Consider the following 22,563-nt stretch of genomic DNA (forward strand, 5'->3'; position numbering starts at 1 on the left):
GGCAATGCTTTTTCTCACCTTTTTTATAGGCATTCTTCTCAACGCCATGGGGTATATTCCTCCTGGTAATATCAACCTCACGGTTGCGCAACTCGCCATAAATAAAGGTATGCGCCAGGTTTGGTATTTCATCCTTTCTTTCTCTTGCGTAGAGGTTTTTTTTACATTTGGAATGATGCGTTTTGCCCGCTGGGCAATGAGCGACATCAATCCTAATGAGGCCGTAAGTGAAGTAAGGTTAGGCACATTAGTAGATTGCTTTATGATTTTGATGTTTATTACCATGGGCACAATCACATGGGTAAACAGAAAAAAAGTACCTATTACCAGCAATAAAAAAGAGGACAAGCGCAGTGGTAGTGTACTTTACGGATTAATATTAGGTGTTTTAAATCCAGTACAAATTCCTTTTTGGCTATTTTTCGGCAACTATGTAATCTTGCACGAATGGATTGAGACCGATTACCTTTCGCTGATTATTTTTAGCTTAGGTTCTGGTGTGGGTTCTGCAGTAGCATTATATGTTTATGCGCATTTTGCCACTTTTATTCAGGAAAAATTTGCTCTAAGCAGTCTGATCATCAATAAATCGATAGCCATATTTTTATACGTGCTGGCCGCTTATTTGGTAATTAAACAATTAGTGGTTTTGTTATAGAGGAAACTATTTCATTGCCAAGTTAGCTGTAATGATCTTGGAGGTTCTCAGACCCCTTCAGTTTAAATTTAATTATTTAGAAATGAAAGCGCTGTTTTAATGGCGGCTTCCAGTCCCGCCAAACACTTTACTTCACTGCGTTCCGTGTTCGATTATGTCGGGTTTAAATACAACGTTGTGCATAGAACCCACCAAAATAGTTCTGAATTAAACTAAATAGCCCGGGCATAACGAAAATACTTTTGATTGCTCAAAACTTTCATCTTACTTCAACTTAAATCGAAAGATTGCCTTCTTGCGGTAGACAGGTAGTATGGGCGGGACTACTGTAACCCATGTTTCACTGTCTTTTGCGCTGCAAAATATTGAACAAGCCGTAGAATTGGTTTTTTGAGTATAACCCGTATTTATTCCTATTTCAAAAACTCAACGTTCCAAATTTTCTCGGCTTTTCTGCCGATTAACCAAAAGGATGCTGCAAGTACCGAGAAGAACAACGCTTTATGCCAGCTATCCCAGAAGTATTCGAAATAACGGGTGTAGAGGTTAATGAATAAGAAGGTGATCCCGAATTCACGGGCAATAGCATCATGATATTTTAAGCCAAATAGGGTGCTTGCTACACAGACTATTGCCGAAATTAATGCCCAATAGAATAAGCTTAATTGCCTTACCGAATACCATTCTTCTAAGCTGGCAAAATTCCCGAAAACGGATAATGCCCAAAGTGAGACAAACAAGTAAACCATTCCGGCAATGTAAGTTGCCTGAAAGAAATGTTGTGTTTTGGGCAATGCTTTCATGATGAAAGACGCTGCAGTTAGTGCCGCTCCAAATACAACGAAGCGCAAAGGATAATTCATCCCCAGAAAATAATAATTCCAACGGCTTAAATAACCAGTTTCTGTTCCAAACCAGGCGCCTAAAGAGATTAATGCGAAAACCCAGATGAGCCGCGAATGGAAAAAGTATCCCAATCCCCCATAAATGAAAACGGATATTAAGATTAAAATTGAAAAATTTCCAGAACCATTATCCATTGCTTTTCCGAAATAGGCAATGGCATTTGCTGTAAGTAATATGGCTGAAAATACGATGGCCTCATTGCTAAACTTTAAATGAGCCACTTTCTTTTTTCTTCTAAATCCTAGCAGGTAAAGCCAGGCGGCCAGACCTCCTGAAACAATTGCAATAACAATATTCGGTGTGTTGTAAACCCTTTTAAGATAGTTGAGGATGGAATTATCTATTAATAATGAACCGAGTGCGATAAACCCGCAAGCAAGGGCAACCCAAAAAGCATACTGAGCTAAACGCAACCAATCAAAATTTTTAGCCTCATAGCTTTTGCGAAGTTTGCTGCCAGTGTCTTCAGTAATTAAGCCAGTGGTTTGCCACTGTTCAATCATATCATCTAAAAATTCACTCTTTTCTCTATCAACTTTCATAGGTTAGGTTATACACGAATATAGAAAAATAAGTCCTAAGTCAATAGTCGGAAGTTTGAAGCAAAAGAAATAATATTATAACTGATCCACTGTGCTCCAAATTAACACGCTCAATTTTAGGTTTATATTACCTCCTTAATTTTCTTATTGTTCCCCACAATCCAAATGACGTCTCCGTTATCAAATATGAAATCGGATGAAGGATTTAAAATGCGTTCACTACCCCGTTCAATGCCAACAATTAATGCTTGTGCTTTTTCCCTGATGCCAGCATTTCGAATGCTTAAGCCATACACCGGTGATTCGGTATTGACAATCACCTTCTGCAGTGTCATTTCCTTATCGGGGAAAGATTTTTCTTCTTCATGATGGGGTATATCCACATCAAGGAGTGCTTTTACTGAAGCAAGCTGATCGTCAGCTCCAATTAATAATAAATTATCATTCGGGTAAAGTCTCTCATCGCGGCCAGGCGTTGGAATGTTGTTTCTACCACGTTCAATCAGGGCAATATTTACCCCGTACTTTTCCCTAATCATTAGTTCTGAAAGCGTTTTTCCAACCACATTCGATTCCGGTGATACCTTAATTTCCGTTAAGTGGGTATCCCAAGGTAAAATATCAGGCTTTTGGTTTTCTCTCGCATTCAAATTTAGCATGAAACGTTTTTCTAACTTATTGTAGAAGGATTGAAGTTTGCGTGAAAATATGACCATCATCAACACAATTAAGGCTAATGCAATTCCAGCGGCAACCCAGGTGTCGAAAAATTCATACATCAAAAAACCGACAAAAAATATTCCGAGTGCAATTCTAAATACTTCGATGGCAATCAATGGTCCACGGGTATATTTCTTGTTTAACCACAAATGAGAATAAGCGGTTTTCTGTATCCTTCTGATTGACAATGCCCATAAGAACGGAGCCATTAGAATGAACGATGCAACTAAACTAATGATGGTAGATTTTAAACCATTAACCACGTTTTTAGCGATAAATGGTTGCACATATCGCGAAGCTAAAAAGATAACCGCAATGATAATTACCGAGTGTATAATGGTGTTAAACGCATAACTGCGCAGCAGGATTTTCCAGTCGCTTAAAGTGGTAATTCCAGCTGTACTGGAACTGTACCTTGATATCCCATCAATCCATTTCTTTGGCAAAATTCTGGTTAGGAACTGATAAAAAGGTTCTGATAATTTAATGAGGTATGGTGTTGTGAACGTAGTAATCGCCGATGCTGCTACGGCGATAGGATAGAGAAAATCGCTGGTTACTTTAAGTGTGAGGCCTAAAGTGGCAATGATAAAAGAAAACTCTCCAATTTGCGCCAAACTCATTCCGGCTTGTACCGATGTTTTGAGCGGCTGACCAGATAATAAAGCGCCTAGACTTGAGCTTAAAAACTTACCTAGAATGGTAGCCATCGTTACGATAACAATTGGCAAAGCATAATCAACCAAAATTTTTGGGTCAATGAGCATGCCTACAGATACAAAAAACACCGCTGCGAATAAATCTTTAACTGATTTTGTAAGATGCTCTATTTTCTCGGCCTGTGTTGTTTCTGCTAAAATTGAGCCCATAATAAAGGCCCCTAAAGCTGGAGAAAAGCCCACTTTAACTGCAAGCAAAACCATTACTAAGCAAAGTGCCAGTGAAACCACTAGCATCGTTTCATCATTCATTAATTTTCTGGTGGCCTTTAAAAACGTTGGAATAAGAAAGATTCCACCTAAAAACCAAAGCACCAGGAAAAAGGCAAGTTTCAAAATTGAAATGAGCATTTCGCTCCCTGCAAATTGCTGACTTACTGCTAAGGTTGATAGTAAAACCAGCAATAAAATGGCCACTAAATCTTCTACAATCAACACACCGAAAACCAAACCAGCAAACTTTTTGTGCTTTACACCGAGTTCTTCAAATGCCCTAATTATAATTGTGGTTGATGAAACAGAAAGTATACCGCCTAAAAATATACTATCCATCGTTTTCCAGCCCATTAACTTGCCTGCAGAAAAACCAATAAGCAACATAAAAACAACCTCTACAACAGCAGTAATGGAAGCCGAGCCGCCAACTTTGACCAACTTCTTGAAACTGAATTCTAATCCCAAACTAAACAGCAAGAAGATTACTCCAATTTCTCCCCAAATGTTGATGCTCTTCGTATCTGTTACTGAAGGAAAAAAATCAAGGTGTGGGCCAACCAATAGCCCCGCCAGGATGTAACCTAATACTAAGGGTTGTTTTATTTTTTTAAATATGAGCGTTGTTATTCCTGCTGCGGCAAGTATTAATCCTAAATCGGCTATTAAATCTGGTAAATGCATTGATAATGATGGGAGTTAAAATAATTTTCAAGTGTATTTACACTTGAATAAATTGGACTTTCGGTTTTGACGAATTGCCAACTTACTTACCAAAACACATGTTTTGGGTAAAGCATTTTAAACGAATACCAATAATTTTGCCTGATAGTTTGTACTATTTTTTTGGAAATAAAAAAATAGAACTTCAAAAAAATAGTAGTGAAAAATAATAGCGATAATATGCCGGTGAAATTTTGATGCTGGTAATTGTTGAGGAGATCCTTTTCAATACTTTCGTTTTCCATTGCCGTTTGCTGATGGAATTTAACCTGACCATAATAAGGCTGAAAACTTGTAGGCGTGGATTTAATTACAGCATAATCTGTTTTTATTTGTGATGCTGCACTCACAAAATGATAAGGTATACAAAAGAATATGATGATGTAAAAAAGCCTCATTGCTGCTAATATAACGAATTGAGGCTTTTTTTAGAGGATTTATTTTTTTAAATTGATGCAGATGATGCAAAAAATGCGAGTGTAGCTTCTTTGTCTTGATGAAGTTGTAACGTTAATGCTTCAAGCCCGGTAAACTTTACATCGTGGCGTAGAAATTTAAGAAAATTCATTTTGATATCCTGTCCGTAAATCTCCTGGTCGAAATCAAAGATGTTAACCTCGATATTTCTGGTCATGCCATTTATGGTGGGCCGCTGGCCGATGTAAGCCATACCTTTGAAAGTCCGAAGTCTGGAGTCCGAAGTCCGGGGTCTGCATTCTGAATCTACACTTCCTTCTTCTTCAAACTCCTCACTTATTTCCACTGTCACTGCATAGATTCCATCACCAGGAATAAGTTTATAGGTTTCCTCAACAAATAGGTTTGCCGTTGGAAAGCCTATCGTTCTGCCAATTTTATCGCCTTTGATTACTCTGCCGAAAATTGAGAACGGATAACCTAAGTAATCGGCGGCTAAGCTTACATCACCAGCTAAAAGTGCCTGGCGGATTTTAGTCGAACTCACTGCAACATCGTGAATATCCTGCTCTTTAATTTCTTCTACGGTGAAGCCGAAATGGATTCCGGCAGCTTTTAAGTCGGTTAAGTTGCCAGATCGGTCTTTTCCAAAGCGATGATCGTATCCAATTATAATATGTTTGGTTCCGATGTTTTCAACTAGCGTATTTTTGATGTACTCATCAGGCGTTTGATTCGAAAAGTCTCTAGTAAAAGGGGTGATAATTAAATGATCTACACCTAAACTTCTTAAGATTTCTGCTTTCTCGTTGATGGTGTTAATCATCTTCAGATCCTGATTTTCAGGATCGATAATCATTCTTGGATGCGGAAAAAAGGTTAAAATAACACTTTCACCTTTGTCGGCTTTGGCTTTGGCAACCAATTGTTTGATGATTTTTTGATGGCCGTAATGTACCCCATCAAAAGTGCCAATGGTAACTACGGCATTATCCAGTTTTTGAAAGTCTGAAAGGTTGTGGTATATTTTCAATGGGAATGTTTTATGGTTATGGGTTTTGCATGAGGGATGGAAGCGGTATACTTTTTTGTTTGCTGATATTTGATTTTTAGGATGACAATGACAGAAAAGATTTAGCGTACAGCGCGACCCCTTGCGCAGCTTGGGGGCATGCCCGAATTATTATTTATATTTTAATGTAATGCATGGCGTTTCACTACACCGCCTTTTAAATCGGCAATTTGTTGCTGAATAACGAACGCATCTGCATCGATTTGCCTGATGGCCGATTGTAATTTGCTCATTTCTAACTTCGTTACTACGGTAAAAATAATATCGAGATCTTTCTTTTCGCCATAGCCGCCTTCGCCTTTGTAAATGGTCACACCACGCTTCATATCGTTGATAATATAGGCTTTAATTTCTTCCTGGTGCTCGGAAATAATGGTGACGCCAGTGTATTGCTCCAAACCATTCACAATAAAATCGATCGTACTTGATGCAGAAAGGTAGGTCAAAATGGCGTAAAGCGCCGTTTCGATGTTGAGGAAATAAGCGGCAAACGCAAAGATAATGATGTTTAAAATCAGGATGATATTGCCCACCGTTAAAATGCTGTTTTTACTGATGTAAAGCGCCAAAACTTCTGTACCATCAATTACGCAACCGCCTCTCATAGCCAAACCAATTCCTCCGCCTAGAAACAAACCACCAAAAAATGCAATCAATAATTTATCGTGAGTAATGGGCTGGAACGGAACAATAATCAATGCTACGGCCAATGTTGCAATGGCAATGGCTGTTTTAATGGCAAAACCTTTGCCTATTTGTTTGTAGCCTAAAATTACGAATGGAATGTTGATGATGGCAATGAGGTAAGATAAATTCCATTTGGTTAAGGTGCTTACCAATAGCGAAATACCTGTAACACCTCCATCAATAAATTCGTTTGGCATTAAAAAGCTTTTCAAACCAAAACAGGCTGAAGTTACACCAGCAACGATTAAAAAGAATTCTTTTACAAATCTGGTGTTTCGGTTTTTAATGTTGTTCATAGTTGAGGTTCGGTTTTTGGCTCTTCCTTCTTACTGCGAATATAATTAACGAGTTCTAAAACCTCAAATGAATCGGAAAGCAAAAAGTTTCCACTACGTGTGCGGGTGAGTTTTGATAAATAGGCGCCATTGTTGAGCTGTTTCCCGAAATCGGAAACGAGCGAACGTATGTATGTGCCTTTACTGCAAACAATTCTGAAATCTACTTCTGGCAGTTCGATACGGGTAATTTCAAACTCAGGGACGGTAACAAAACGTTTTCGCAATTCTACTTCTTCTCCTAATCTTGCTTTTACGTATAAACGTTCTCCATTAACTTTTACCGCTGAATGTGCTGGTGGATATTGTTCTATATCGCCAATAAACGGCTTACATGCTGCATAGATTTCATCTTCTGTAATTTTGCTAATGTCGAAAGTTTCATCAACCTCCGTTTCCATATCAAAAGAAGGGGTGGTGGCACCTAAAATCATGGTACCGGTATATTCTTTTTCTTCTGCCTGAAAGGTATCTATTTGCTTGGTTAATTTGCCGGTGCATATAATCAGCAGGCCTGTTGCTAATGGATCTAGTGTGCCTGCGTGGCCAACTTTAAGTTTTAGAGGTTTTAAAGAATTACGAATTTTGCCAACCACATCAAAGGATGTCCACTTGTATGGTTTATTAATTAGAAGCAGTTCACCTTCTGCAAAATTGAAATCTCTAAACTTTGAATTTTCTGTACTCACAAATCTTTTTTTGCGCAAAGATACAGATTAAATTATTTCTAAGTTATGGCCAGTCATTAGCAGGATGATGATGATTAAACCTGCAACAATTCTATACCAGCCAAACATTTTGAAACCGTGTTTATTTAAATACCCAATAAAACTTTTAATCGCCAGAAGTGCTACAATAAAAGCAACTACGTTACCAACAATAAGTAAATTGGTTTGCTCCTGGGTAATGGTATGACCATCCTGATAAAAATCTAAAAGTTTTTTTGCGGTGGCAGCAAACATGGTTGGAACAGCTAAAAAGAATGAAAATTCTGCCGCTACTTTTCTGCTTAATTTTTGAGTCATACCACCAATAATAGTGGCTCCAGAGCGTGAAACCCCGGGTATCATGGCGATGCACTGAAAAAATCCGATTTTTAAAGCGGTTAAATAATTAATCTCTTCTTCTTCATTAATGGTTGGTTTATCGAACCACTTATCAACAAAAAGCAAAATTATACCACCCACCAAGAGTGATATACCAACTGCCATCGGACTTTCTAAAAGTTCATCTATCTTCTTACTTAGCAAAAGGCCAAAAACAGCGGCAGGGATGAAAGCAACAACAAGTTTGACGTAGAAGTTTATTGATTTGAAAAAGCGTTTGAAGTACAAAACTACAACTGATAAGATAGCCCCCAACTGAATAGCAACAGTAAATAGTTTTACGAAAGGATCGCTGGCTATCCCCATAAATGAGGAGCCGATAATCATGTGGCCTGTGCTTGATACCGGTAAAAACTCAGTTAATCCTTCAATGACGGCAAGGATAATGGCTTGAAAATAGTTCATAGGTTTTGGGTAGTGCGGAAATGTAGAAAACGCTTAATTTATTAAGCGTTTTCGGTATGGTAGTCTGTAATGAACAAATTATTTTTTTAAAATAGCGTAAATGCCGAAGGCAAAACCAAATAACACCACTAAAGGAGCAAGTAATGTTCTTCTAAAATCGTAAATGTCGCCTGTTGTACCCATCATTAAAATGAAGCCAAGAACGACAATAGCCATACTAATTAACAATAATTGATAATTTTTTTTCGTAAAAACCAACTCGTTTTTCACATCCTTTGCAATCGGATTTGTTTTTTTCTCTAATGCCATTATCTGTAAAGGTTATAAGATTTTAAGCGTAAATATCTGCTCACTGCAAACCAGGTACTAATGCCTGTTATAAATATGCCTATAATTACTAAAGCAACAAATACAAAACCAAATTCTTTGTAGTTGTTTAAAATGATAATTTCAGGCACTTCTTTTCTGGCATATATTAAGGTAGCCAATAAAATAATGATCGCAATGAACGCTGCTATTAAACCATGTAGTGCAGCAAATAATAAGAAAGGACGTCGAATAAAATTTTTCGTTGCACCAACTAGCTGCATACTCTTAATTAAAAATCTTTGAGAATAAATAGCTAATCTTATCGTATTGTTTATCAATGCAATAGAAATTATTAAAAGTAATGCTGCAAAAGCTAAAATAATCAAGCCAATAGTATTGATATTTTTATTTACCATATCAATTAAAGAGCTTTGATAAACGACCTCTTTAACCACGGGGTTTTTTGAAATCGAGGCTTTCAACCCATCTATACTTTTGTTATTGGCATATTCTGCTTTCAAATACACATCGAAGGTTGATGTTAAAGGATTGTAGCCCAAGAAGTTTACAAAATCCTCTCCTAAATCCTGAGTAAGATTTCTGGCAGCAAGCTCCTTGTTTACATATTGGGTTTGTTTAACCGCTTTATTTGCATTCAACTCTTTTTGGAAAGCCAAAACATCCGCCTCTTTCGCACCCTCGTCTACTATGATATTTAAAACTATGTTTTCTTTAACATAGTTTGATAGGTTTTTGGCATGTACAAGTACCAACCCAAGCAGTCCGAGCATTAATAAAACCAATGCAATACTAATAATAGTAGAGATGTATACGGTTTTGGTTTTCTTAGATGCGTCACTTACTTCGAATTCTTCCATGTATTTTTCTTTTGTTTTTGCGAAAATATAAATTATACCTGACAAACACCAATATAATCATCATTAACGGTATAGGCCAATATTTAGTTTAGTTAATACCTTAAAATTTTGATGATTTTTACAGTGCGGTACGAATTTTGTTAAAAGGCCGTTATCTTAATAACCCAATTAAAATTCAAATGAAAAGACAAATTACCCTGCTCGGTTTATTTATTGTATTTATCTCTGTTCTATTTTCGTGTAAGAAAGATGACGAGTCTGTTAAAGCTCGTGTTACAGGTAGATGGAGCATAGCGAAGATAGAAGTATCTGGCTACACGGCTGCTGATGCACTGGCAGATCCAAGTAAAGTTAACGGTACAATTACAGGATTAAGTGGCGACTATATGGATTTCAAAGCAGATAATGATGATCAGGTTGAACAAAGTATTAAGGGTAACAGAACCATTGGTAATTACGTTATCGTTGATAACAGGTTAAATATCTCTTTTGCTGAAGGTAATTATTATGGCACTGTTACAGCGTTGACCACAAACCAATTGCAGTTTACTGCTAAACTTGATAAAACAAGCGTTGTTAAAATCTATTCTTTAACACGATAAAAAATCTTAAATCCCCGATTATTTGCTTGCGCCATTGGTTTTAGATCAGTGGCGCATTTTTATTTGGTGAGTTTCTTTATTCATGGTTTTTTACACTAAATAGCTTGCTTCGTATCTCTTAATCGAGAAAGTATGAAGAACGCAAGTATAAAAATCAAATCCAATGATATGTGTGTTATGTGGCAAAAAGCGATAAAAATTATGTTTCACTAAACCCCTTAATTTCCGTAATTTCGCCCTTTTAAAAATTAAAACTTGCAATGGATTACCAATTCAAAGAAATAGAAAAAAAGTGGCAGAAGTTTTGGGCCGACAATCAAACATTCAAAGCCGAAAATCATTCTGAGAAACCAAAATATTACGTGTTAGACATGTTTCCTTATCCATCGGGAGCTGGATTACATGTTGGTCATCCGCTGGGTTACATTGCATCAGATATTTTTTCGAGATATAAACGCCTTAAGGGCTTTAACGTTTTGCATCCAATGGGTTACGATTCATTTGGTTTGCCAGCAGAACAATATGCTATCCAAACTGGTCAGCACCCGGCTATTACAACGGAGGCAAATATTGCCACTTACCGTCGGCAGTTAGACCAAATTGGTTTTTCTTTTGATTGGAGCCGCGAAGTGCGTACCAGTGAGCCGTCTTATTATAAGTGGACGCAATGGATTTTCATGCAGTTATTCAATTCATGGTATAACATTGAAAATGATAGGGCAGAAGACATCACCACGTTGATTGAAAAATTCAATGCATCGGGCACAGCTGATGTTAAGGCGGTTTGCGATGAGGATGTGAAATCTTTCCTACCGAGTGATTGGGCTACTTTTACAGACGAGGAAAGTCAAGTCGAGTTGTTAAAATACCGTATGACTTACCTGAGAGAAAGCACCGTAAACTGGTGCCCGGCTTTAGGAACAGTTTTGGCAAATGATGAAGTGAAAGATGGTTTTTCTGAGCGTGGCGGATTTCCTGTTGAGCAAAAGAAAATGATGCAATGGAGCATGAGAATCACGGCTTACTCGGATAGGCTTTTGCAAGGTTTAGATACCATCGACTGGCCTGAACCGATTAAGGAAATGCAGCGCAACTGGATCGGAAAGAGCGTTGGTGCGAGTGTGAAGTTCCAGGTGGAAGGCAGCGATAGACAAATTGAAGTTTTCACCACTCGAGTAGATACTATTTTCGGCGTTTCCTATTTGGTATTGGCTCCAGAACACGAATGGGTTGCCGAACTAACTACCGAAACACAAAAACAAGGTATCGAGAATTATATTTCTCAAACCAAAAAGAAATCAGAATTAGACCGCATGGCGGATACAAAAACGGTTTCAGGTGCATTTACTGGTACTTATGTGATTAACCCGGTAAATGGCGAACGGGTTCAATTATGGATTGCCGATTACGTACTTGCCGGTTATGGAACGGGTGCGGTAATGGGTGTGCCAAGTGGCGATCAACGCGACTGGTTATTTGCAAAGCACTTCAGCTTGCCAATTATCCAGATTTTAGATGGTCAGCAGGATATTGAAATACAAGCTGACCCAACAAAAGAGGGGAAATATATCAATTCAGGTTTCATTAACGGGTTGACATATAAAGAAGCTGTTCCGTTTTTAAATAACTGGTTAGAAGTAGAAAAAGTGGGTAAGGCGAAAGTTAATTTCCGCCAGCGCGATGCGATTTTTGGTCGCCAACGTTATTGGGGAGAGCCAATTCCGGTTTACTTTAAAGATGGTTTGCCATACTTGATCCATGAAGAAGAACTGCCTTTGATCCTGCCGGAAATTGATAAATATCTACCTACAGAAACCGGAGAACCTCCTTTAGCCAGAGCGGAAGGTTGGAGCCCGAAGGAGGGGGGGCATTATGAATTAAGCACCATGCCGGGTTGGGCAGGAAGTAGCTGGTATTGGTACCGTTACATGGATGCCAACAACAATGCCGACTTCGCTTCAAAAGAAGCTATTGAATACTGGAAGGCTGTAGATTTGTACATTGGCGGTTCAGAACATGCAACAGGCCATTTACTATATAGTCGTTTCTGGAATAAGTTTTTGAAAGATCTGGGTTACACGAAAGAAGAAGAGCCTTTCAAAAAATTGATTAATCAGGGAATGATTCAGGGTAGAAGTAATTTTGTATACAGAATTAATGATGCCGATGGCAAGCCAACTAATACTTACGTTTCTGCGGGCCTTAGAAAAGAATATAAAACATCAGCATTGCATGTCGATGTTAACATCGTAGAAAATGATACGCTAGATTTAAATAAATTCAAAGCCTGGAGAGAAGAGTACGCTCATGCGGAATTTATTCTTGAAGGCGGAAAATATATTTGTGGTGTTGAAGTCGAAAAAATGTCTAAATCAAAATTCAACGTGGTTAATCCCGATGATTTGATTGAGCGTTATGGAGCCGATACCTTGCGTATGTATGAGATGTTTTTAGGTCCGCTGGAACAAAGTAAGCCCTGGAATACAAACGGCATTGAAGGCGTATTTAAGTTTTTGCGCAAATTCTGGAGATTGTTCCACAATGAAGCCTGGGAGTTTACTGTTTCTGATGCTGAACCGACCAAAGCCGAATTGAAATCACTTCATAAAATCATTAAGAAAGTTCAGGATGATATTGAGCGGTTCTCTTTCAATACATCTGTATCCAGTTTCATGATTGCGGTAAATGAGTTAACGGATTTAAAATGCAATAAGCGGAATATTTTACAGGATATGGTGATTATTTTGTCGCCTTATGCTCCACACATTTGCGAAGAACTTTGGATTCAATTGGGTAATAAAGCGGGCAGCTTGTCTCACACGGAATTCCCGATTTTCAATCCAAAACATTTAGTAGAGGATGAATTTGCATATCCGGTTTCTATCAATGGTAAAATGAAGATGAACCTGAATTTGAACTTAACATTAGCGCAGCCAGAAGTTGAAGCAATTTTATTAGCGGATGAGCACTTCCAGAAATTTTTAGATGGCAAAGCGCCTAAAAAAATCATTTTCGTAAAAGGAAAGATTATTAACGTGGTGGTTTAACTAAGAGGAAAGCTTGTTTGTAAAGTTTATATAGGAAAACCCTGAATTGATCTACTCAATTTAGGGTTTTTGTTTTTTAAGATTTCCGCCTACGCAGGAAGGACGACTGTTCATGTTAACATATTACTATTCATTGCCGTCTGGCTTTAGCCGACGGCCCAAAAAACAAACCCGAGCTGTAGTTTACAACCCGGGATTATATGTAATTCGCCAGAAAAAGCATTAGGCTTTCTGCTTTGTTCTTTCAGCTTAGACTATGCTTTAGCCTTATTTCTATTTCCGCCGAACCTGCGGTTGTTACTGGCATTACGAGGTTTGCCGCTCATGTTTCCTTCACCGCCACCTCTTTTGCCACCACCGCCACCTTTCGATTGTGCTTGTGGCTTACGTTTAACCTGATTTTTGGCCAGCATACTTTCCCAAGTTAATGGGTAAGGATGGTTATCAACAACAGGTAAAGTAATTTTAATCAGTTTCTGAATATCCAATAGATACTCATTCTCTTCTGCATCGCAGAATGAAATCGCAATACCATTTGCACCCGCACGACCAGTACGACCGATTCTATGTACATAAGATTCAGGAATATTGGGTAATTCGTAATTAAAAACGTGAGATAACTGGTCGATATCAATCCCGCGGGCAGCAATATCAGTAGCCACTAAAACGCGGATTTTTCTATCTTTGAAATCTGTTAAAGCCCTTTGACGAGCATTCTGAGATTTATTTCCGTGAATGGCAGCAGCTTTAATTCCAGCATGTGCCAAATCTTTCACAATACGATCTGCACCGTGTTTTGTACGGGTAAATACCAAAGCTGTTTCAATCGCTTTATCTTCCAACAAATGGATTAAAAGTTTCTTTTTATCGGGCTTATCTACAAAATAAATCGATTGGTTGATGGTTTCAGCGGTAGAAGATACTGGTGTAACCTCCACTTTTGTAGGACTAGATAAAATGGTATTCGCCAATTTTTGAATTTCATCAGGCATGGTAGCCGAGAAAAACAAGGTCTGGCGTTTCGCAGGTAATTTAGCCACAACCTTTTTCACATCGTGGATGAAACCCATATCCAACATACGGTCAGCCTCGTCCAAAACGAAAAGTTCAATCGTATTTAAACTAATGAAACCCTGGTTCATTAAATCCAACAAACGGCCTGGGGTAGCCACTAAAATATCAACACCTTTACGCAAAGCTTCCACCTGCGAGTGTTGGTTTACACCACCAAAAATTACCAGTCTGCGTAAATTAAGGTTGCTTCCGTAAGCTTTAAAACTTTCTTCAATTTGAATGGCAAGCTCACGCGTAGGGGTTAAAACCAAAGCTTTTATATTTTTTGTTGCTTTAGTATTAATGTGTTTCTCGTGCAATAACTGCAACATCGGGATGGCAAAAGCAGCGGTTTTACCCGTTCCGGTTTGTGCGCAACCTAATAAATCTTTTCCTTTTAATATTGTGGGTATGGACTGCTCCTGTATTGGTGTAGGTTGAGTATAACCTTCTTTCTCAAGTGCCTTTAAAATTGGCTCAATGAGGTTTAATTCTTTGAATAACATGTGTTTTTTTTCTGTAATATTTATCGAAGAAGCTAGAACAATCAATTGTTGAAGGACTAACTTGCGGAGAGAATATGCCATTCAGAATGGCAAGCCCTTATTCCTGCTTCGCTGCAAAGATAAGTAAATTAAAATGATTGAAGGAGTGAATTTCGATTGAATGACTTATTAAATGATTCATTCAGCGAAGAGCAACTAAATTTTGAATGAACGATTCGGATGGATTGACCGACTTAAGAATGGTTTATTCTATCATTCAATCATCCTCTAATTCAATCATTTTTCTTCCTTAAACCTGCTAAAGCAAATTAAAGCGATTAAACAAAGTCCAAAACCTACAATGCCATTTAAGCGTAAACCAAAATCATTTCCAGGGTCTTTGCCGTAGATGGTAAGCATGGCAAAAATGGCTATTCCAAGCGTTTGCCCTAATTTTACAAATAGGTACTTCACTGCAAAGAACATCCCTTCGTGGTTTTCACCAGTTTCTACAGTATCTTTTTGAGCAATATCAGCCAAAATGGCGTTGGGTAAAATTCCCAATGCAGCTAACGGAAAGGAAGCAGAAAGAACTAAAATATAAAGTTGAGTACGTGGCAAAAGGGGTAATTTCCCGAGAAAAAAGATAGTGACAAAGATTAAGCAAAGAACCACAAATGAAGCAAGAACAAATGGTTTTTTGCCAATTTTTGCCGATCCGAAATTAACTACCGGATAAAAAAGTAAAGAAGCCATCACCATTGCACCCATGAATTTTCCACCTTCCGATTCATCTAAGCCTAGTAAAACCGTACAGAAATACAATAATCCGCTGGAAATTATACTTAATGCCGTATAAAAAGCAAAATCTGAGATAAGATAATATTTGAAATTGCTATTTTTAAACGTGTTTTTAATCGCGGGCCAAAGTGGAATATGTGTAGGTTTAGCTAGGGAAAAATCTTTTTCGTTAATAAAGAAAACAGGCAATAACATCACCAGTCCTGATAAAATACATAAACCCCAAATGGCTATTTGTACAGCCTCGCTTCGATTTGTGATTGCAAAATGCTGTTGAACCAGATCAGCAAAATTATTGGTGCAGGCAGATAGAATAATCCCGATCACAAAGCCCACTTGCTGGTAACTGGATAATTTAACTTTTTGTCTCGGCGTATTTGTTACCTCAGCCAATAGGGCGTTATACGGAATAATGTAAGTGGTGACTGAAACGAAAAATAAACAAAGTGTTATGGTTAGCCACCAGGCATTGTGTAAACTTTCGCTTTTTTGTATTGGGTAGAAAACTAATCCACAGAAAATGATTGCCGGTATAATTGCCCATTTCATAAAGGGCATCCTTCTGCCCTTCGGGTTGGTGCTTGCGTCACTTTTAGAAGCGATAAAAGGATCGAAAACCGCATCAACTAATCTTCCTGAAGCTGCAATTATGGATAGTATGTTGAACAATCCTAAAAAAACAAGCTGCGGTACCAATGGGGGTAAGCCGGCGTTACTTGGTGGCAGATAAAAATATGGCAGCATTACAATGATGATATTGGTCATTGTGCTCCAACCAATCATACCGGCGGCGTAAGCAATTTCTTGTTTTAGCGAGAGTGTTTTATTCATTAAGTTGGTTAAACTAGATTATTTATTCGTTATCTCCCTACGCTTCAGTCGAAAACGATCTGTTTTTCTATTCACTACAATTAGGTTTGTTTGCGCAGGGTAACTTAATTATTTTGCGGTAAAACGCCAAGGAATTCGTTAATAAAGGTTTCAAAATCAAAATTTATACCCGACAGAGCAGAAGTACATTTCAGGTGCGACAACCTTAAATAAGCTTTCATTCTGAGGCACGAAGCATCCGCAGACTATGAAATACCTTCTTGCTGCAGGCAGGCAAAATTGATTTTTTGTCGATCGAAGCTCCCAGAGGAATGCCTTTGGCATAAACTCTTTGTAATATTAATTTATCAAATGAGATTGCTGCGTACCTTGCAAGGACGACCGTTCTTAACATCAATAATATTGATTTTTATGCGATAAATTAACCATCAAAATGAGATAAGTTTTAAAAACATTTTAAATTATTTCTTGTTGATCACTCTTGATATGAAATAAATCACTAAAAATCCTACAAAAATATAAATTCCATTTAATGCAGCATTTGGGTCATCGGCATAAATGCTAAATGCTACAAAAGTATAGGCAGCAATAAATATGATGGGCAAAACAGGATATAATGGAACAGTATAAATGGTTTTCTTATCCAGATTTGTAGTTCGCTTTCGAAGAATAAAAATAGTTGCTGCAGAACTTGCCATACTTATGCTTTCCAGAAAAATGGTGTAGTTTAAAATCTTATCGAATGTTTTTGCATAAAAAATGATCACCACTGCCGCTACCGTAAAGACGGTTAAGCTCCAGGTAATAACTTCTGTTTTTTTGTTCACCTTACTGAAAAAGCCTGGCAAGGCGCCTTCTTCACCCATAGCAAACATTGCCCTCGGGTTGCTTAGCAGGTTTACATTTACATAACCCATCACGGAAATAAAGATGATAACCGAAAGAATTTTGAAACCCGCTGGGCCAAATATTTTCGAAGCCAAAATTGCCGCAATACTTTCTGCGGTTTTCAGTTCTTCAAAACCGATGACTTTAACATAAACATAGTTAAGGATCAGGTAAAGTGTTACGATCATGGTTAAGCCGATGATAATAGATCGCGGAATGATTTTCTTCGCGTCTTTCACTTCGCCACCAAAATTAATGGTTTGTGCATATCCAGCGTACGAAAATGAAACTGCTATGAGGCAAAGTCCTAAAGCCTTTCCATAATTTTGCCAACTTGGTGCAGCACCATTGCTCGTTTTGAAAACGGGAGCAACGTCCTGGGTTTGTCCACCGAAAAATACCGCACAAATTAAGGTTAAGATTAAGCCGATTTTGATAACGGTTAAAATATTTTGGGTTTTCGAACTGGCTTTTAAGCCGAGCAGGTTGATGAAGTAAAACATCAAAATGGTGGAGATGGCAATAGCTACGCGATAAGTTTCATTTTGCATTTCGGCTGGTAAAACAATTTTACTTAAGTATTCTGCACCGATAATTGATATTGCAGCAACCGATGCAGCACTGGAAATAAGCACAATGCAATTGATAGCGAATGCAATTGAAGGATGATAGGCTTGCGAGAAAATTTTGTAATAGCCGCCGGTTACCGGGTAACGGGAACCGATTTCGGCGTAAGTTAATGCACCACAAAAGGCTACAAAACCACCTATAAACCAAGCCAGATAAAATAATTCGGGCATTTGTGCTTTCGCAGCCACGTTTACAGGCGTTCGGAAGATGCCCATTCCGATGACCAAACTAACCACAATCATGGATAAATCGAAGAGCGAAAGTTGCTTTTTTTGTTGCATTAAGGAGTGATAAAATAACGGGGTGAAGATAGGTAAATAGGTTGGATGGAAGATGGATGATTTGAGATGTGAAAATGGATTAAAGTGTTCACCTATTATTCAATTTTAACTCCTACATTTTAGTCGTCTCTTTTGTTGAAATTTTATTTTGCCAGCCTCGCAGAATAAATCTATTATTGTATAATAATTTTTGCTATTGGAGATTTGCGAAGTCAAACAATGTTCACTTCAAAAAAACTCAATATCAAATTATCCCTTAATACTTGTCATGTTGAATGTTAAAGCTTGCTCCGAACCATCCCTCGGTATAGCTGCTTTGCGTTTGTGCAAAGTTCAATCAATCTGGTAACAAATAACAAAATTTATGGCAGAAGTAATTTATAACGACGACAGCATTCGCTCATTAGACTGGAAAGAACACATCAGACTACGCCCCGGTATGTATATTGGTAAGCTTGGTGATGGCTCTGCGCAAGATGATGGTATTTATGTTTTGTTGAAGGAAATTGTCGATAACTCAATTGATGAGTTTGTGATGGGAACCGGAAAAACCATTGAAATTACAGTTTCTGAGCAAAAAATAAACGTCCGTGATTATGGACGTGGCATCCCGCTTGGGAAAGTTATAGATTGTGTAAGCAAGATCAATACTGGAGGAAAATACGATAGTAACGCCTTTCAAAAATCGGTTGGTTTAAATGGCGTGGGTACAAAAGCGGTGAATGCTTTATCTACCAGTTTTACTGTACAATCTTACCGTGATGGGAAAACTAAAAAAGTAGAATTTTCGAAAGGTGAAATTGTAAATGAACAACCTGTTATCGATACCACTCAGCGAAACGGTACTGCCATAACGTTTTATCCTGATGAAACCATTTTCAGAAACTACCACTACATTCCTGACTTCGTGGAGAGCATGGTTTGGAATTATGTGTTCCTTAACACGGGTTTAACCATCAATTTCAATAACCGGAAATATTTTTCAGAGAGAGGTCTTTATGATTTGCTTTCCAAATTTAATAAGCCCGAAGAAATCCGTTACCCGATTATTCATATGATTGGTAACGATATCGAAATTGCGATGACGCATGGTCAGCAATATGGGGAAGATTACCACTCATTTGTAAACGGACAACATACTACACAAGGTGGAACGCATCAGGCTGCTTTTAGGGCTGCGGTGGTAAAAACTGTCAGAGAGTTCTTCAAAAAGGAATTCGATGCTGCCGATGTTCGTTCATCAATTATTGCGGCTATTTCCGTTCGTGTGCAGGAACCGGTTTTCGAATCGCAAACTAAAACGAAGTTAGGCTCTCAAAATATGGGACCTGAAGGACCTTCAGTAGCAACATTTATCAATGATTTTGTTAAAAAAGAGCTTGATGATTATCTACACAAAAATCCAGATGTAGCCGATGCGCTCTTAAAAAGAATTAATCAATCAGAAAGAGAGCGAAAAGATATTGCCGGAATCAAAAAGCTGGCAAACGACAGAGCCAAAAAAGCCTCACTACATAATAAAAAGCTTCGCGATTGTAAGGTTCATTTCAACTCTACACATGAGAAGCGATATGAAACTACCTTATTTATCACTGAAGGAGATTCAGCATCGGGTTCGATTACTAAATCCCGGGATGTAGATTGTCAGGCCGTTTTCAGCTTGAAAGGTAAACCGCTTAACTGTTATGAGCTAACCAAAAAGGTGGTTTATGAGAATGAAGAGTTTAACCTGTTACAACATGCTTTAAATATTGAAGACGGCTTAGAAGGTTTGCATTACAACAACATCGTTATCGCTACTGATGCGGATGTGGATGGCATGCACATCAGATTGTTAATGATGACTTTCTTTCTCCAGTTTTTCCCCGATTTAGTAAAAGCAGGACATGTTTACATTTTACAAACCCCATTGTTTAGGGTTCGAAATAAAAAAGAAACCATTTATTGTTACAGTGATGAAGAGCGCCGAAATGCTATCGAAAAATTAGGAAATAAACCTGAAATAACCCGTTTTAAAGGATTAGGAGAAATTTCTCCTGATGAGTTTGGTTTGTTTATTGGCAAAGATATCAGGCTAGATCCGGTTATTTTGAAAGATCAAACCATTAAAAGTTTGCTGGAGTATTATATGGGAAAAAATACTCCCGACAGGCAGCAACACATCATTAGAAATCTGCGTGTAGAAAAAGACGAGGTACAGGAAGAACCTAAAATTATTGATGAAGTAGCATAAAATTCGGCCTTGATGTAATCGCAAAATAAATCAACGCAATCGAAACCCACTAAAAGTTCAGCAGGAAAGTATTTAATAGTCGCATTTTTAATCTTAGTCTTTTTAGGAATAACAGCAGCTTTATGTGTTAATTTCTCTAAAATACTACTCTTAAAATCGGTGAACAAAATTGCTCAGTTACAAAGTGATTTAACAAAACTAGATAGCTGTATTTTCAAAATTGTAAGATGCAGAAAATAGGTGTAGAATGTATGTTATTAGTGGGGAGAGAAGCTATTACAAGCAGTTCGTAAAAGAGATTAAGGAAATTTCCTTAATCATGGATACCATTGAGAAACAAAATAATAGAAAGAGCTTTAGTTCTGATAGATTTGATCAGCTCATTCTTCAAAAAAAGCCTCGTAACGCCCCGTTTATTCAGCTCAAAAGACTTTCTGATAGCTTAATTAACTTTTCAGTTGCGGTAGATAAAGATGTAGAAAAGATAAATCCTCAAAGCAAACTTTTTACCGCAAGGCAATTTAAAAGCATCGTAAAAATTGATACGATAAAACCAAGTGTTGCCGCACAGCCAAAAAAGAAATTTTTCGGACGAATTATTGACGCCATAAACAAAAAGGATAAAAATGGTGTCGACAGTTCTAAATTAACATTTATTAAAACCGTTATTACTGCCGATAACCTCCTCGCTCAATTTGGCATACAACAAATTATAACTCAACGCCATTAACGATTACTATTTAAAACTTTATCGTACTTGAACTTATTCAAAAAATTAGAAGCTGCGAAGACATGAATAAAAGATCCGTATCGATATTGGGTGTTACGGCAAATGTAATTCAGGAAGATCGCAAAAAGTACCTCGCTTCTGGCATGGATGCGTTAGTGCTCAAACCGTTTTTAGAGCAAGAGTTACTGGAGAAATCCTGAATTTATTCGTAAATAACAAACAAATTCTATCAAAGAAGATTTGGGAATAAAGACTAAAGACTAAAGACTTTTCTTTTCCGGTTCATCAACTGTATCTTCAGGGTGTTGGGGAGGTAGTATATCCACCTTTTTTTCTACGATAGTAATTTTTGTAAATACAGCATATTTGCTAGGTGCAATTCCGCCATCATATTTTTCGGCGTAAGCCTGGGTAAATTCTGCTCCAAAATATAAAATAATAGAGGTATAGTAGATCCAAAGCAAAATTACAATAATGGAACTTGCAGCCCCGAATGCAGAGCCTGGGTTCCCTTTTTCGATATAAATACCGATCAAATATTTACCTAAACTGAAGAGTACTGCAGTAAATAGTGCGCCAGTGATAGCCGATTTCCATTTAATGATCACATCGGGTAAAACCTTGAAAATTACCGTAAATACTGCGGTTACCGCGGCCAAAGTAATCACGTTATTCAAAATGTAGATGATTAATGCCATGGTATCATCAGCCACAGGAACAACTTTATCTATTTCAGTTTTTGATAACAATGAAATGAGTTTATCACCCAAGCCTACTACCACGCTATTTATAACTAATGAAACCAGTAATAAAAATCCCATTGAAACGATTAAAGAAAAGGAGAGTAACCTGTTGGTAATCATTTTTAGCCAGCCTTTTTTCGGGATTGCTTTTACCTTCCAGATCATATTGATACTGTCTTGAATTTCGATAAATATGGCTGTGGATCCAACAATTAACACCCCAATACCGATAATTAATCCCATCGTTGATTGGCCAGTTTTATTTGCGTTCTCAACGAAACCTTGTAACTGAAGGGTAGCATCTGGACCCACCATATCACTCACTTGCGCAAAGAACTTATTCCTGGTTTCTGTATTCATTTTATCACCGAAGAAAATGGTAGCAGCAGATAAAACGATAATGATTAGTGGGGTTAAAGAAAATATGGTATAATATGCTAAAGAAGCACTTAGTTTAGTGATTCTATCTTCAGCAAAACCCTTCCCAGCTGCTATAAAAAGATGATAAAGTGCAATAAAAAACTGTTTGATTTTTTTGATTAATCTCAT

18 protein-coding genes are annotated in these 22,563 nt (G+C 37.7%); 6 read left to right on the forward strand and 12 right to left on the reverse strand.

The features are described 5' to 3' along the window. Positions 1 to 46: 46 nt before the first annotated feature. On the forward strand, positions 47 to 658 hold the full coding sequence (locus OQZ33_RS05610; protein ID WP_265798071.1) for a LysE family transporter: 612 nt from the start codon (positions 47 to 49) through the stop codon (positions 656 to 658). A gap of 413 nt (positions 659 to 1,071) precedes the next feature. Here the strand turns inward: OQZ33_RS05610 and OQZ33_RS05615 are convergent, their stop codons facing one another. The 8 genes from OQZ33_RS05615 to OQZ33_RS05650 all read right to left on the reverse strand — a co-directional run bounded on the left by OQZ33_RS05615 (position 1,072) and on the right by OQZ33_RS05650 (position 9,690). Further along, on the reverse strand, positions 1,072 to 2,106 hold the full coding sequence (locus tag OQZ33_RS05615; protein WP_265798072.1) for a DUF2157 domain-containing protein: 1,035 nt from the start codon (positions 2,104 to 2,106) through the stop codon (positions 1,072 to 1,074). 122 nt (positions 2,107 to 2,228) lie between these two features. Beyond that, positions 2,229 to 4,442, reverse strand: coding sequence for a cation:proton antiporter (locus OQZ33_RS05620; protein ID WP_265798073.1), 2,214 nt, complete (start codon positions 4,440 to 4,442; stop codon positions 2,229 to 2,231). Positions 4,443 to 4,926: 484 nt separating this feature from the next. Then, positions 4,927 to 5,931: a bifunctional riboflavin kinase/FAD synthetase gene (locus OQZ33_RS05625; RefSeq protein WP_265798074.1), complete on the reverse strand. Its 1,005-nt coding sequence runs from the start codon at positions 5,929 to 5,931 to the stop codon at positions 4,927 to 4,929. A 161-nt stretch (positions 5,932 to 6,092) separates the two neighbouring features. Continuing rightward, on the reverse strand, positions 6,093 to 6,953 hold the full coding sequence (locus tag OQZ33_RS05630) for a YitT family protein (protein ID WP_265798075.1): 861 nt from the start codon (positions 6,951 to 6,953) through the stop codon (positions 6,093 to 6,095). Beyond that, the gene (gene truB, locus OQZ33_RS05635) at positions 6,950 to 7,681 is read right to left on the reverse strand and encodes a tRNA pseudouridine(55) synthase TruB (protein WP_265798076.1); all 732 of its coding nucleotides are present in this window, start codon (positions 7,679 to 7,681) and stop codon (positions 6,950 to 6,952) included. Before truB ends, OQZ33_RS05630 begins: the two co-directional genes overlap by 4 nt. A gap of 27 nt (positions 7,682 to 7,708) precedes the next feature. After that, a complete protein-coding gene (locus OQZ33_RS05640) occupies positions 7,709 to 8,503 on the reverse strand; it encodes an undecaprenyl-diphosphate phosphatase (RefSeq protein WP_265798077.1) in 795 nt (264 codons plus the stop codon). 78 nt (positions 8,504 to 8,581) lie between these two features. Continuing rightward, a complete protein-coding gene (locus OQZ33_RS05645) occupies positions 8,582 to 8,812 on the reverse strand; it encodes a DUF3098 domain-containing protein (protein WP_265798078.1) in 231 nt (76 codons plus the stop codon). Next, entirely contained in the window at positions 8,812 to 9,690 is an 879-nt protein-coding gene (locus OQZ33_RS05650) for a cell division protein FtsX (protein WP_265798079.1), read from the reverse strand. Before OQZ33_RS05650 ends, OQZ33_RS05645 begins: the two co-directional genes overlap by 1 nt. 179 nt (positions 9,691 to 9,869) lie before the next feature. On the opposite strand from OQZ33_RS05650, the gene OQZ33_RS05655 reads away from it, so the two are divergent. Together OQZ33_RS05655 and leuS are read left to right on the forward strand one after the other, a co-directional pair. After that, the gene (locus OQZ33_RS05655; protein ID WP_265798080.1) at positions 9,870 to 10,292 is read left to right on the forward strand and encodes a lipocalin family protein; all 423 of its coding nucleotides are present in this window, start codon (positions 9,870 to 9,872) and stop codon (positions 10,290 to 10,292) included. 260 nt (positions 10,293 to 10,552) lie between these two features. Further along, a complete protein-coding gene (leuS, locus tag OQZ33_RS05660) occupies positions 10,553 to 13,339 on the forward strand; it encodes a leucine--tRNA ligase (RefSeq protein WP_265798081.1) in 2,787 nt (928 codons plus the stop codon). A gap of 254 nt (positions 13,340 to 13,593) precedes the next feature. Here leuS and OQZ33_RS05665 read toward each other — a convergent pair whose 3' ends face one another. From OQZ33_RS05665 to OQZ33_RS05675, 3 genes are all read right to left on the reverse strand, one after another. After that, positions 13,594 to 14,898, reverse strand: coding sequence for a DEAD/DEAH box helicase (locus OQZ33_RS05665; RefSeq protein ID WP_265798082.1), 1,305 nt, complete (start codon positions 14,896 to 14,898; stop codon positions 13,594 to 13,596). 276 nt (positions 14,899 to 15,174) lie between these two features. Beyond that, on the reverse strand, positions 15,175 to 16,509 hold the full coding sequence (locus tag OQZ33_RS05670; protein ID WP_265798083.1) for an MFS transporter: 1,335 nt from the start codon (positions 16,507 to 16,509) through the stop codon (positions 15,175 to 15,177). 461 nt (positions 16,510 to 16,970) lie between these two features. Continuing rightward, positions 16,971 to 18,308: an APC family permease gene (locus tag OQZ33_RS05675; RefSeq protein ID WP_265798084.1), complete on the reverse strand. Its 1,338-nt coding sequence runs from the start codon at positions 18,306 to 18,308 to the stop codon at positions 16,971 to 16,973. A 364-nt stretch (positions 18,309 to 18,672) separates the two neighbouring features. Between OQZ33_RS05675 and OQZ33_RS05680 the strand changes: the two genes are divergently transcribed. The 3 genes from OQZ33_RS05680 to OQZ33_RS05690 all read left to right on the forward strand — a co-directional run bounded on the left by OQZ33_RS05680 (position 18,673) and on the right by OQZ33_RS05690 (position 21,471). Continuing rightward, positions 18,673 to 20,541, forward strand: a complete 1,869-nt coding sequence (locus tag OQZ33_RS05680; protein ID WP_265798085.1) for a DNA topoisomerase IV subunit B — start codon at positions 18,673 to 18,675, stop codon at positions 20,539 to 20,541. A gap of 247 nt (positions 20,542 to 20,788) precedes the next feature. After that, on the forward strand, positions 20,789 to 21,271 hold the full coding sequence (locus tag OQZ33_RS05685; RefSeq protein WP_265798086.1) for a hypothetical protein: 483 nt from the start codon (positions 20,789 to 20,791) through the stop codon (positions 21,269 to 21,271). A gap of 62 nt (positions 21,272 to 21,333) precedes the next feature. Then, the gene (locus OQZ33_RS05690) at positions 21,334 to 21,471 is read left to right on the forward strand and encodes a hypothetical protein (RefSeq protein WP_265798087.1); all 138 of its coding nucleotides are present in this window, start codon (positions 21,334 to 21,336) and stop codon (positions 21,469 to 21,471) included. Positions 21,472 to 21,531: 60 nt separating this feature from the next. Here the strand turns inward: OQZ33_RS05690 and OQZ33_RS05695 are convergent, their stop codons facing one another. Continuing rightward, on the reverse strand, positions 21,532 to 22,563 hold the full coding sequence (locus OQZ33_RS05695; RefSeq protein ID WP_265798088.1) for a YihY/virulence factor BrkB family protein: 1,032 nt from the start codon (positions 22,561 to 22,563) through the stop codon (positions 21,532 to 21,534).

This window comes from Pedobacter sp. MC2016-05, assembly GCF_026239735.1.
GTDB lineage: Bacteria > Bacteroidota > Bacteroidia > Sphingobacteriales > Sphingobacteriaceae > Pedobacter.